Below are 11,899 nucleotides of genomic sequence, written 5' to 3' on the forward strand. Positions count from 1 at the left end.
TCCATTGCAAAAATCAACAAATTCATTTTTACTGCCATCCTTTGTAGATAGCTTACCTGTTTTTGTGTTATAAACAAAATTATAAGAACTTCCTACGCCTGTTATACCCATTGCATTTCCTCCATTGCATTTTTTCGTTGATATTCCTCTGTCATTCGGAATTTGCAATCACTTTCCTTATATGGTCCAAGTGATTTATAAATATATAAGTAACCATATTATCTCCTACCTTATATAAGTCTCATAACAACTGCCAACATTCTCTTATAACATTATAACTCAGTATCTTTGCTCCTCTTGCTGCCACATAAGCTCTTGACTTCCCAATTTGTTTAAATCTTCTATGCTTTTTTTGAACATTGCGATAAAATCTCTTCTGTCGTTAAGTCCCATATTACCAGCTTCAAGCGGCAGAGACGTGAAACCTCCCTGCTTTTCCACTTTGTAATGTGCCTCCAATGCACGCATTTCGACTACTGTAGCATTTGATGGATTAACATCATTGATATAAATTCTTTGCTCAAACTCTTTCCCGTTTTCATCCACACCTTTCGCTAACACCACTGGATTTTCATCCGTCGAATCATCCGCATATTTAAGGCAATAAGAAAGACCTGTACCATTACCTCCTGTCCACAACATATTATCTGTTGTGAATATCTGGTATACCTTTGGTGTTTCAGCCGTATAAAATGTCTTTTCCGCAGATGCAGGTGCTTTCATATAATTACTTTTTGTTGACCGTACAATGAAGATACGGTATTCAGACCAGAACTAATGTTCATATTTTTGTTCCTCCAATCAGCTCAAAATTTTCTCTTTTTAATTATTCAAATATACCTGATATGTTAAATTTTAGTATCAAGCGTTGCCTGTGCAGGAGATTTCCCCGACTCTGCCAATTCTCTTGTAACACTATCTAATGCACCATCTTTAATTGGCTTACCAATTTCCCAGTTAGGATCAGCCTTTTTTGCGGCATCATAAAATGCCTGTCTGTAAATTCTCTCATATTTTTCAAGGGTGTACCCGGCAGCCAATCTGTCCTTTTTCTGCATTTTGCGGTACAAATTGTTATATACCTCGGAACGTTTTGTTGTATCTCCATTGTGGACACCGTTTTCACGCAGGAACTCTTTTTTTGTCAGTTCATACATTTCTTCTTTGCTACTATCCGGAATTGATATGATCCTTTTTCTCGAACTTTCATTTTCATCTGTCACTAAAAGTCCTGCCAGTCCATTTACAGGGTTGATATAATCTCCATCCTTGTCATAATGACTCATCAGATTTTTTATTCCCTGAATATTGCCATACATTGCACCATTTCCAGCAGACATCATTTGTTTTACTGCGGCTTTATATTGTTTGCTGTTTGTGTTAATCCCGGCAGCTTTTAACTTGGACTGAACAGAACTGCTGTTCAACTGGGACAACTGAAAACTGCCTATTGCATTTACTCCTGATGTCCCAAATGATTTTTGAAACAAAAAAGCATAATCCGTTATTTTTGACATAAAACATCCTCCCATATTAAATCTGTTATCTTACCTATATCCTTACGCTTTCCTATCAAAAGACGTTTTCTCTTCCAAATAGTTCGGCAGTTCTTTCAATTCTGAGCTTTGGGCATTCTTTTGCGTATGGTATTCATTGAAGTAAATTCCGTAAAATTCTCTTTCCTTTTCCCGCTCAGCCGGAGTTCTTTCGCATCCCCATCCATAACTATCTCCCAGATAGGTCAACACTTTTGTTCCTTGATAAGAAATGTCGGCACCATATCCTTCGCCTGTCAGAATCGGACATTCCAGTGTGCCTCCTCCCGCCAGAGCAAACTTCTTTTGCGCAAGGTTGTTATTTTTCCCCTCTGCCCTCTCCAGAAAATCGAGCAATGATAATTCTCCGATTCCTTTGCATTTCGGATTACCATTTTGACTTTTTACCGCATTTTTAGCCTGCTGATATAATGCCTTTCTGTCAGGGGATACATCGGATATGTATTCTGCACATAACCTTGTTCTCTGCCTGTGAATAGATTCTAATTCCGTTTTACTCGTAGTGTTGGCAGCTCTCTGAGCCAGTTCCTTAATCTCAGAGACAAACTCTGCCTGTGACTTATTGCTTTTCCCTGCACTTGGAATCATAGACCAATCAGGTTCTCCACTTCTCAGCGATACACTATATTTTGTAATAGCAGAACTCGTTGCATTTGAAATCGATATTCCCATGAATTCACCTCATATTTTCTACCTTCTCTGCATATATTTTAACCTCTATATATACTTATCCATTTATCATATTCATTCTTTAAAATTCTCATAACATACTTATTTCCTCTATTTTTTTATCGGATAAAATAACCTGTTCTCCTAGTCCCATATCATCAAACGACCATATTACGCACACAAAGACCATCTCTTTACAAGATAACCACAGCCTTAAATTCATTTTCATCGCAGGAAAGCACCATATCACCGCCATATTTATCCACAACTGCTTTTACATTTAACAGCCCAATGCCGTGATGATCCCCTCTTTTGCTCTTTATCGTGTCATTTTCAATTTCCACCTTTTCTGTCACCGGATTTCTCACCGCAAATATCAGTTTATGATCTTCGCACTCTAATTTCAGATGAATGACCGCTTTTCCGGTATTTTTCAGTACCTTTTCACTCTCCCGGATTGCATTATCCAGTAAATTGGAGAGCAGGATCACGATCTCTTCCTCTTCCAGACAGATCTCCTGCAAATCCCCTACTTTCAGGATAACCGCTATGTGTTTCTCCTGCATGCTGCGGTACTTCTGGTTTAAAACAGCATTGACCACCGGATGATTTGTGTTGATTGCCGACATCTCGACAGCTATGCTCTCTGTCAGCTTCTGCGTAAAGGAAAGTGCCTCATCTGTGTGTCCATTCTTTATCAATGTCTGGATCGTGGAAAGCTGATTTTTATAATCGTGCATTTTTCTTCGCTGACGCTCATAGATTTCTTCCCGGTCCTGATAATCTGCAATACGATTTTTCTGATTTTGTTCCGTAAGTACCGCAATTTTTATTCTCTCTTCTTTTTCAATGGTATTCTGCATGAACTCCATAAGGATAAGGTTAATCGCAACCAGTCCCACCGAAAGAAATAAAAATACATTCTGCATATCATCGTTTTCTGAATAAAACATAAGAATGAAACCGACCACCGTAAATACAGGAACACAGAAAAACTGTAACCATTCTTTTCCTGTAATCAGACCGCAGCTTTTTCTTGTCTTGCTAAATCTTCTGATAAACAACATCAGAATGATAAAAACCGTCTTTGATATCAGTGCCTGTAAAAACCATTTTTCTTGGATTGAACCTCCTCTTCCCAGCAAAACAGTCACATAATCAATCAATACAAGCATTGTATAGTTGATGATTGAAAACAAAAAACTCTGCCGGAAGGAAACTTCATAATAAGCCAGATTCAGGAAAGACATAACCAGTATAATCGGGATACATTTTAACATTCCGATCCATGCCCCTGTGACTGCTACCAGATAAAGCACTCCGCAATAAACAAAAAATCTATATCTGTTCCTATATCCGCCATCTCTTTTTTCCATAAAAGTATCAAAAAAGTATAGCGTTCCTTTTACTTCCAGCATTTCCGCAATAAATGTCAATACCCAGAATGTCATGTTATTCTTCTCCCTTATACAGCATATATTCCCTCTTTACCTGTGCATATCGTGCCTTGGGAACCGGAATCTTTTTTCCCGTGGTAAGTGTCATCACATAACCGCTGATTTTTGTGATGTACCTCATATTTACAAGAAAACTTAGATGTGCCCGCACGAATCCCATATCCTTGAATTCATTTTCCAGTTCATCCAGTTTTTTATAAATCTGAAATGTCCCTTTTTCTGTATAAAATACATTTTTGTGAAGCTCTGTTTCTATATAAATGATGTCATCTGCATAAAGTTTTATCGTTCCTTCCACAAAACGAAATTCGAGAATCCTACGGTTTTTATTAATTTCTGCTATCAAATCATCCATACATTCTTCTATAGTATCTGCAAGGTTATCTTTCAGCAGAAAACGGCTTGCTTTCACCTTATATCCATCCAGTGCGTAATTCATGTATGCCGTCACCAGCACAACTGGAAGTTTTGGATATTTTTCTTTAATCCTCATAGCTGTTTTCAGCCCATCCATCCACTGCATATTGATGTCCAGAAATAATAGCTGACACGCTTCCAAAGCCGATTGTTCTTCGCATAACTGTTCTCCGGAATCATATTCTGTAATAGCAAACTCATAATTCTTTTTTTCACCATAGTCTGACAGCAAATCTGACAGATTTTTTCTGTCATCTATCCTGTCATCACAAATAATAATGTTCATATTTTTCATTCCTGTCTTTGATTGCTCTCATACCTGTAAACCATACAAGTCTCACCTAGCACTCTTTATTATATCAAACAAATCTTCCGCTCGATCATTCTCCGCATCAAATGACTATTTTTCGCATAGAACGACTATCTCCTATAGAAACGCAGAAGCACTGTATCTCAAACTCTTTGAAATACAATGCTTCCCTGCATTTTCTATATCGTCATGTTGATATTATTACTTTACTATCCTGCACACTCTCTGGGAGTGACTGTATCTATCAAAAAAGAAGCCAGCAGTTTATTCACACACTACTGACTTCCTATATTATTCATTTTATTTACTTCGCTGTGTCTCAGACAAGTTTTCCATCTTTAAACACAATCTCTTTTATTTCTTAATATGCTTAAAAAGTTTCGTAACAAACAAGGCTTTCAAGCGCTTTTCTAAGAAGTGCTGCGGCTTCCTCGTCGGTCATGTTCTTTGCTTCCGGCACAATGCTTTCAAAGACCGCGCCCCGGACAATAAGGCGGTGGCTGCGTGTTCTGCGTTCCTCTTTGGATAGCTTCTGACGCAGCATCTTTTCCCGATTTTCAAACTGCCGGATTTTCTTCTTCCCGTCCTCAATCTCGGCAGTCAATTCCTCGCGGGTTTTCTCTCTTGGCTTTGTCATGGGTGGTCGCTCCTTTCTGCCTGTCGGCATAGAAAAAGGACAGTCGATTTTCTCGGCTGCCCTTGTGGGTGGCTATTCAATTTTAGTCTGCTGTTTTCAAATATATAAAATAGCTTGCTGTTCCGCCATAGCCATTTTCAGTATTCCATTCAGCTGTTACTTCATAAATATATCCGCCCAGTTTAAGAGTGAGTACGTTTCCAACAATAGTTACATCTTCGCTGTTTGTAGCAGGCTCTCCCCAATGTTCGTCACTCCAGCACTGCACACTTAAAATTGTATCTGGGTCTTCTGTAAATCTTAATGTAGCTGTTGTTTCTGTTGTTTCAAATGGCGGGGACAACAGATCCTTGCACTCTAACGGGTGTGGGCTATCAGCTATTGTGCTTTCAGCAGTTCCGTCAATATTTGTTTTTTGCCACGAATAAGTTCCTAATACTGCACCGATAGCGGTTTCGTCACTCACAACGCTTAATGTGGGCGGTTCTTCCAAAATTATATTGGCAGTCCCAGAGTTTAGTAATTCATTTGCATAGCTGTTGAGTGCTTCACATGGCTCATATTTTGTCTTATAACCGATACCGTCAATGACAATAAATGGGTTATACGCCATAATATCTGTTTGTGTACCGTCTACCATAGTCAAGGTAAAAACAACGCCTTGTCCATCATACTCTGTGTAAGAATTATCCTCATTATAGACAACAACATCATTCAAATATTCAACTAATTCTTGGATATTTTCAATCTCAATCGTTTTGTCTGGCGGTGTTAATAACACTTTAGCGGAAACAATCTGCGCTGCGTCCAAATCCTTATACGGTTTTTTCCCCTGTTGTGAAAAAAATACGATTACCGCGATACCTACTAAAATGATACAAGCTATTGCAATCATCAATCTCTTTTTTCTCATGGAACAAGCCTCCTGTTCTTCTCTGTTACTTGTATAGACGAAAAAATTGAAAGGAAGTTTCACTATCTATAAATATCATAGCACATGGTTATGAATAAATCCACCTCATTTCAGCCTGTCAGTGGCCTTGTTTTCTCTGGCAGACCGCCGCGCAGCTTCCCGCCGTTCCTCGTTGTATGGGGCGGTCAGACGGAAAGAGAAGCGCCCCTTTGCAATCTCAAACTCCATGCAGCCCGTTTCGGGGTCTGCGTCGGTCTGGCGGCACTGGTCGGGGTACTGTCCGGAGTAGGCGGCAAGCCGCTTCTTTAAGTCGGTGTTGTGGGTGCGGATATGGATAATCGGGTTTTTCTCGTCAAACCAAATATCGGTGGTCTTTTCCTGCTTCGTAAGCCCTGTTCTCATAAACTCTCCTTTCTGCGCCCCTGTTACGCAATAGGGGCATTTTTCGGGTGTTTTTCCCGGCTCTTGACTTGGGGAAAATGAGGATTTTCAAATAGAAACCGCCCCGATGAACCATTCCTCGTCCGGGCAGCTCCTATCGCGTGATTTCCGTTTTTTCCGGCTCTTGACCGTCAAACATAGACTAGCTCAAACTTGGCAATTTCCTCCGCTTGCGCCCTGCAAGCGTTCATCAGTCCCACCCATTTCATGGGGTCGGTAGCTTTGAGTGCTTCGGTAGCTCCCGCGCTCCTTGCAAGCTGCGGCATGATAAGGTCAATCCGGCTCCGGGCGGCTTCGTCAATCTCGGCGCAATGCTCATGCAGCTTCTCATTTGCGACAAGGGCGGTGTAGAGGTCGGGGCGGTACTGTTCAAGGTAGGCTTTCCGCAACCGCCCGTAATGCCCGATATACGGGCGCGGGGCGGCGGGGGTGTTGCCATTGTCAATGAGTATTCTCATGCTATGCGTTCTCCTTTCTCGGTGGAAGCAGCAGGTAATTCAAGAGCTTCCTGCTGTTCTTTCTCCCGTTCCTGTTGCTCTTTCCATTGTCTGCGCTTCTTCTCCATATAGCGGCGGTTATACTCGGCTTTCTTCGCCCTGCGTCGTTCCTGTTCCGCTAATGCTGCCTTAGCTTTTATTCCTTTCCACGATATCAGACCTAGTATCACAGTAACTGCAAAACATATTACCATAACTGTATATCTTTGAATACTTCTTGCACTGTCGCCTACCTGTAATGCTAATTCTTGATCAGATCGTAAATGTGTGCCATTATGGCACGCATTTTCTTTTGTAGGTCTTCCAGCGGTTCTCTTCAATGCATCAAGCTTCATTTTATATGCAAATGCCTTTTCACTCGGAAGTATCTCTTCCCTCTGAATATTGGCATCCACCATTTTTATAATAGCTTCATCATCAGACATTTCCTTTACGATAGCCGGAATCTTTTTCAATCCCACAATCCTTGCCGCATGTAACCTGCGGTGACCAGAAATCATTTCATAATTTCCGCTCTGATCCGGTCTTACGATCACTGGGTTCAATATGCCATTTTTCCTGATACTATCAACCAGAGTGTCCATCTTTTCATCATCCAACACCTTAAATGGATGATTCGGAAACGCATGAATTCTTCCAATCTCTATTTCCTGAGTACCGGCAATCTCCGGTACTCCCAATAATTCATCTACTGACTGTAATTTAATCTTTCCTGCTACTCTGCTTGCCATAATTACTCTGCCTCCTTCAATACTTCTTTAGTTAATGCCATATAAGCAAATGCCGCTTTTCCCTTTGGATCATAGGAATAGATGCTTCCACCCTCCACACTGACCTCTGATGCCCTTACTGACATCGGTATCTCTGTTTCAAATACCTTAATTGATGCAGAATAGGTATCATACACCATCAGGGAAATATCCCTGGCATAATTAGTTCTGTTATCAACCATCGTCAAAAGTATTCCTTCAATCTTGAGCTTTGGGTTCAGCTGCTTCTTTACTCTTCCTATTGTCTTGATCAGCTGCTGTAAGCCTTTGACTGGAAGATACGCAGCCTGCACCGGTATCAGTACAGAATCTGCACATGCCAATGCGTTAATTGTCATCATTCCAAGTGAAGGCATACAATCAATTATGATGTAATCATAAAATTCTCTCAGCCTGTCTACCATAGATCTCAGAATCAGTTCCCTGCTCATGGCATTTACCAAAGACACCTCTATCGCTGATAATTCAATGTTGGCTGGGATAAGGTCCACTCCTTCCTTATGGTGTAAGATAGTCTTTTCTATATTCAGTTTTTCATCATTCACAATGTTCATCATCAGTGTTGCCAGAGAATACTCCATTTCATCCGGCTCCTCATAACCTAAGCTGATTGTAAGACTTCCTTGTGGATCAGCGTCTATCATAAGCACTTTCTTTCCTTCCTGTGCCAATCCTATTCCTAGATTCACACATGACACTGTTTTACCTACTCCACCTTTTTGATTTGATACTGCTATTACTCTGCACATAATCTGTTCCTCCTTTATTCATCCCAATATTTGTTCATATTTAATTTCAACATTTCCAAGATTTCACGTCTCATCTGCTCTGCCGTATAACTGACAGGGAAAAATCTGTGAAGCTGTTCCGTTTTGAATACTACACGGTCTATCTCTTTTTGCTTAATCTCACTTAGAATATCTTCCATATCCCTTACTGTAAGTTTCCCATCTGCGCTCAATTTCTTTATGCGGAGTGCCTGGGATAGTGACGGGGTACACTGTGCAAATTCCATTGCATCCAGCATTTCCTTTTGCTCCTTCTTTTTCAGAAATGACAACTGAACTGCCGGAGTAAATCCCATGCTTCCGTCATCCACTTTTTCAAGCATTTCAGGAATAAGTTCTGTGATTTTGATATACCTCTGAACCTGTTTGGGGCTGTCCCCACATTCCTCTCCAATCAGCTCAATGCTTTTCTTTCCCAAATTATGGTCTACCTGACCACATTTTCTTCTTCCTGCCTTCCTTTTGATTGCTTCATACTTCATTTTGTAAGCAAATGCTTTTTCACTTGGACTGATCATTTCCCGTTGTAAATTTGAATCAACCATAGATACAACCGCTTCATCATCTTTTAATACGCGAATGATCACAGGTACCTTACGATAACCGATCTTTTCAGCTGCAAATTTTCTTCTGTGACCCGATATGATCTCATAAGTTCCATCCTGCCTCGGTCTGACTATCAGAGGATTTAATATTCCATACTTCTTAATGCTCTCCTGTAATTCAATCATCTGACTGTCCGCCTGAACCTTGAATGGATGGTTTACAAATCCCCGAAGTCTTTCCAGCTCAATCTCTACAACTCTTTCATCCTGATCCAGCAATTCCTTCTTTTCTTCCATAGGCAACTTCCTTTCCCTGAACGCAAAAAAGCCCGTCCAGAATAGATTGTTTTTATCTAATCTGAACGGACTCTTCCGACAGGCCTGATATCACAGGCAAGAATATAGTGTTTTATCTCACTGCTTTTCCTAATTTTACACCCCAAAACTCATCCTACATTGTAGTTAATCCCTCTAGGTGACAGACCGGAAAATATGAATCGGTGACAAGCATCCATCCCCGCTGACAAAGTCAGTATTTTCAACCTTGTTTCGCTGACAAATTTGTCACTGAAATTGCAATTCTGCACAAAAAAAGCGGCAATGAAACTATCTTCATTACCGCTAAAAATGAGCGTCTCCTATAGGAATCGAACCTACAATAGAGTCTTAGGAGGACCCCGTTATATCCATTTAACTAAGGAGACAAATGCCGTATTTTCGGGCTTTTCAGCTCTTTTGGCTCCGGCTGCCATATCTATGAATTCAATCACTCTTGTGATGAATTTCCATTGTATCTTATTTTGACATTCAGGTCAATCCCTGTTGGAATCGAACTCTGACTTATCACTTTCCAACTTCCATAAGTCTCAACCATGATTGAACCTTAGGAGGCTGTCGTTATATCCATTTAACTAAGAGAACAAATGCCGATTACCGGCAGTTCCTGACAATTTATTCAAGGCAAAGGTTTCCCTGCATCCAGACATTTCCACGAAAACGTCTGCCTATCGCAGGTTCACCCAATAAATCTTTTTCATTGATACACACATCGAACTGGATGTTATTGCACAACAACTTCATTCCATACAATTTTTCGTGTGTAAGTTTATTTTCCATCGTGACACAGTCAATGATTTCTCCCAATACCGTATACTGGTCACTCTCAATCCCAAACGGCATAAACGTTGACTTCACGATACTGAAAATATCTTCTTTCATCACTCTCTGGGACAGCAGTGCATAAGTATCCATATCCTCCAGCGTAAGGCTTTCGATTGCATCTTCATCGCCTTCTCTTGCCTGTGCGATCAGCTGATTGTGCCGGTCATTTTTCTGGATAGCTGGTACATCATTTTTTTTTCTCTCCACGACGGGACAGAGTATTTTTCCCTCGGTGGAAAGTCCTGCAAGCATTGCCCCATAATGTATTTTGGAAAGATGCCGGTTTGTCTCTGCCAGATAATCCGCTACATTCTGTATATAAAAAATCAGTGTAACTCCAAGATTAACCTCGTCACATACTCCTGCATAGGACTCTTTCTCGGCATGTTTTTCTACATCAATCTGCTCATTCGTCGTAATACTGGTACCAAACACATACGGATAGTAATAATCCATATGAAAACTGTCATCTTCCTGATAAGTACCCCGAACCGTAATTCCGGCATTTGCCGCAAATGAACCTGATAGTTCCGCAAACTCGTTTCCCTCAGAATCTTTTGTAATTTTCATAATCTCCGGACGGGTAATTACTTCATCCAGTATCATTTCAAGATCTTTTTTTGTAACATCTGAAAATCCAATCGCCCTAAGGAATTTGTGCACTTCGCGGTTCTCCTTTCTCCATACATTACTATATTCTATCATATTATTTGAAGAATGGAAATATCCTTTTGTAACATTAAATTGTATTTTTTTTCTGACTCCCCGGAATGAAAATCCAGAACAACCGGACACTTCGGATCCTCTGTCTGCAAAACGACAATTCCCTCTGCCTGATTACTCATCTTCACTGCCGTTCCTACCGGATAATAGGCAATCTTAGATAGCAGGGTTTCCACCACTTTCCGGTCATACTTGTGTATGATTCCTTCCTGTATCTTTCCGATTGCATCCTGCAGGGGAATCCGTATGCACTCCATGCCCGTAATATAACTGTCAAATGCATCGCATGCCTGAATAATCCTGCATTCCATTGCAAAATCTCTGCGGCGCATCGGAAACCCGCTTCCATCAAGTCTTTCATGATGAAATAAAACCATCTTTTTTGATACTTCCGGGATCCAGCTTTCCTCATCCAAAGCGGAATATCCTAAAATGGTATGTTTTTTGTACTCAAATGCTTCTATGGGATCTTCCTTTTCCCAGTCCCGGTTCACATATCCTGTTGTGATATAACGGAGTCCGAGATCATGGAGCAGTGCCCCAACTGCAATATTATATTGCCTCACCTGATCCAGATGAAGTAATCTTGCCACAAATACACTCACAAGTGTCACCATGACAGTATGTTCATATAAATTTACAATCCGGGCATTGATATCAATAATTATATTTTCCGGTATTTTGCTTACTTCTTTTACAACTTCATTTGCGATTACTTCAAATTCGCGCAGCGACTTATTCTTATGGTAGATATGGTTTTCCATCACCCGCTGTACGCGTTCCACAAACTTACCGAAAACAGAATAATCAATAATCCGCGATGGCATTTCATAATTTTCATACGGATCTTCTACCATAAGGGTGTCAATCCCAAGTGAACGGATCAAAGGAACATATTCCTTCTTGAGCCTGCTTCCCCTTGAAATTAATATCATTCTTTCATCTGTAAGAACTGGTTCTGCTAATATTTCATTTCCACACAACTCACTTACTGATTTTACCCTCATGTTACACT

At 40.5% G+C, this 11,899-nt stretch carries 13 protein-coding genes, 1 tRNA gene and 1 pseudogene; all 15 read right to left on the minus strand.

Annotated elements, in window-relative coordinates:
- Positions 1-279 precede the first annotated feature (279 nt).
- The 15 genes and pseudogenes from DXD06_RS15775 to DXD06_RS15845 all read right to left on the minus strand — a co-directional run bounded on the left by DXD06_RS15775 (position 280) and on the right by DXD06_RS15845 (position 11,891).
- A pseudogene (locus DXD06_RS15775) lies at positions 280-785 on the minus strand (hypothetical protein).
- Between the two features lie 63 nt (positions 786-848).
- Positions 849-1,517, minus strand: a complete 669-nt coding sequence (locus DXD06_RS15780; protein WP_117465418.1) for a DUF3879 family protein — start codon at positions 1,515-1,517, stop codon at positions 849-851.
- 42 nt (positions 1,518-1,559) lie between these two features.
- Complete coding sequence (locus DXD06_RS15785; protein ID WP_117465419.1) at positions 1,560-2,228, minus strand: hypothetical protein; 669 nt, start codon at positions 2,226-2,228, stop codon at positions 1,560-1,562.
- Positions 2,229-2,419: 191 nt separating this feature from the next.
- Positions 2,420-3,676, minus strand: coding sequence for a sensor histidine kinase (locus tag DXD06_RS15790; RefSeq protein ID WP_117833062.1), 1,257 nt, complete (start codon positions 3,674-3,676; stop codon positions 2,420-2,422).
- A 1-nt stretch (position 3,677) separates the two neighbouring features.
- On the minus strand, positions 3,678-4,385 hold the full coding sequence (locus tag DXD06_RS15795) for a LytR/AlgR family response regulator transcription factor (protein WP_243001149.1): 708 nt from the start codon (positions 4,383-4,385) through the stop codon (positions 3,678-3,680).
- 394 nt (positions 4,386-4,779) lie between these two features.
- Positions 4,780-5,046, minus strand: coding sequence for a DUF3847 domain-containing protein (locus DXD06_RS15800; protein WP_117833066.1), 267 nt, complete (start codon positions 5,044-5,046; stop codon positions 4,780-4,782).
- Positions 5,047-5,128: 82 nt separating this feature from the next.
- A complete protein-coding gene (locus DXD06_RS17620) occupies positions 5,129-5,959 on the minus strand; it encodes a hypothetical protein (RefSeq protein ID WP_227194785.1) in 831 nt (276 codons plus the stop codon).
- Positions 5,960-6,064: 105 nt separating this feature from the next.
- On the minus strand, positions 6,065-6,361 hold the full coding sequence (locus DXD06_RS15810; protein ID WP_117465424.1) for a hypothetical protein: 297 nt from the start codon (positions 6,359-6,361) through the stop codon (positions 6,065-6,067).
- A 170-nt stretch (positions 6,362-6,531) separates the two neighbouring features.
- On the minus strand, positions 6,532-6,858 hold the full coding sequence (locus DXD06_RS15815) for a TnpV protein (RefSeq protein WP_117465425.1): 327 nt from the start codon (positions 6,856-6,858) through the stop codon (positions 6,532-6,534).
- A complete protein-coding gene (locus DXD06_RS15820) occupies positions 6,855-7,628 on the minus strand; it encodes a ParB/RepB/Spo0J family partition protein (RefSeq protein ID WP_243001151.1) in 774 nt (257 codons plus the stop codon). The genes DXD06_RS15815 and DXD06_RS15820 overlap by 4 nt, the downstream gene beginning before the upstream one ends.
- 2 nt (positions 7,629-7,630) lie before the next feature.
- Positions 7,631-8,416 carry a ParA family protein gene (locus DXD06_RS15825; RefSeq protein ID WP_117833068.1) on the minus strand — a complete coding sequence of 262 codons (786 nt, stop codon included), beginning with the start codon at positions 8,414-8,416 and terminating at the stop codon, positions 7,631-7,633.
- A gap of 14 nt (positions 8,417-8,430) precedes the next feature.
- On the minus strand, positions 8,431-9,297 hold the full coding sequence (locus tag DXD06_RS15830) for a ParB/RepB/Spo0J family partition protein (RefSeq protein WP_069432532.1): 867 nt from the start codon (positions 9,295-9,297) through the stop codon (positions 8,431-8,433).
- A 335-nt stretch (positions 9,298-9,632) separates the two neighbouring features.
- A tRNA-Arg gene (locus DXD06_RS15835) sits at positions 9,633-9,704 on the minus strand.
- 247 nt (positions 9,705-9,951) lie between these two features.
- Positions 9,952-10,824, minus strand: coding sequence for a DUF3881 family protein (locus DXD06_RS15840; RefSeq protein WP_117833070.1), 873 nt, complete (start codon positions 10,822-10,824; stop codon positions 9,952-9,954).
- 38 nt (positions 10,825-10,862) lie between these two features.
- The gene (locus DXD06_RS15845) at positions 10,863-11,891 is read right to left on the minus strand and encodes an HD-GYP domain-containing protein (RefSeq protein ID WP_117833072.1); all 1,029 of its coding nucleotides are present in this window, start codon (positions 11,889-11,891) and stop codon (positions 10,863-10,865) included.
- Positions 11,892-11,899 lie beyond the last annotated feature (8 nt).

This window comes from Roseburia sp. TF10-5, assembly GCF_003462365.1.
Lineage (GTDB): Bacteria > Bacillota > Clostridia > Lachnospirales > Lachnospiraceae > Roseburia > Roseburia faecis.

Coding starts and splice junctions, on each gene's coding strand:
- DXD06_RS15780 (WP_117465418.1), bottom strand. CDS start 1,517: ATGTCAAAAATAACGGATTATGCTTTTTTGTTTCAAAAATCATTTGGG.
- DXD06_RS15785 (WP_117465419.1), bottom strand. CDS start 2,228: ATGGGAATATCGATTTCAAATGCAACGAGTTCTGCTATTACAAAATAT.
- DXD06_RS15790 (WP_117833062.1), bottom strand. CDS start 3,676: ATGACATTCTGGGTATTGACATTTATTGCGGAAATGCTGGAAGTAAAA.
- DXD06_RS15795 (WP_243001149.1), bottom strand. CDS start 4,385: ATGAACATTATTATTTGTGATGACAGGATAGATGACAGAAAAAATCTG.
- DXD06_RS15800 (WP_117833066.1), bottom strand. CDS start 5,046: ATGACAAAGCCAAGAGAGAAAACCCGCGAGGAATTGACTGCCGAGATT.
- DXD06_RS17620 (WP_227194785.1), bottom strand. CDS start 5,959: ATGAGAAAAAAGAGATTGATGATTGCAATAGCTTGTATCATTTTAGTA.
- DXD06_RS15810 (WP_117465424.1), bottom strand. CDS start 6,361: ATGAGAACAGGGCTTACGAAGCAGGAAAAGACCACCGATATTTGGTTT.
- DXD06_RS15815 (WP_117465425.1), bottom strand. CDS start 6,858: ATGAGAATACTCATTGACAATGGCAACACCCCCGCCGCCCCGCGCCCG.
- DXD06_RS15820 (WP_243001151.1), bottom strand. CDS start 7,628: ATGGCAAGCAGAGTAGCAGGAAAGATTAAATTACAGTCAGTAGATGAA.
- DXD06_RS15825 (WP_117833068.1), bottom strand. CDS start 8,416: ATGTGCAGAGTAATAGCAGTATCAAATCAAAAAGGTGGAGTAGGTAAA.
- DXD06_RS15830 (WP_069432532.1), bottom strand. CDS start 9,297: ATGGAAGAAAAGAAGGAATTGCTGGATCAGGATGAAAGAGTTGTAGAG.
- DXD06_RS15845 (WP_117833072.1), bottom strand. CDS start 11,891: ATGAGGGTAAAATCAGTAAGTGAGTTGTGTGGAAATGAAATATTAGCA.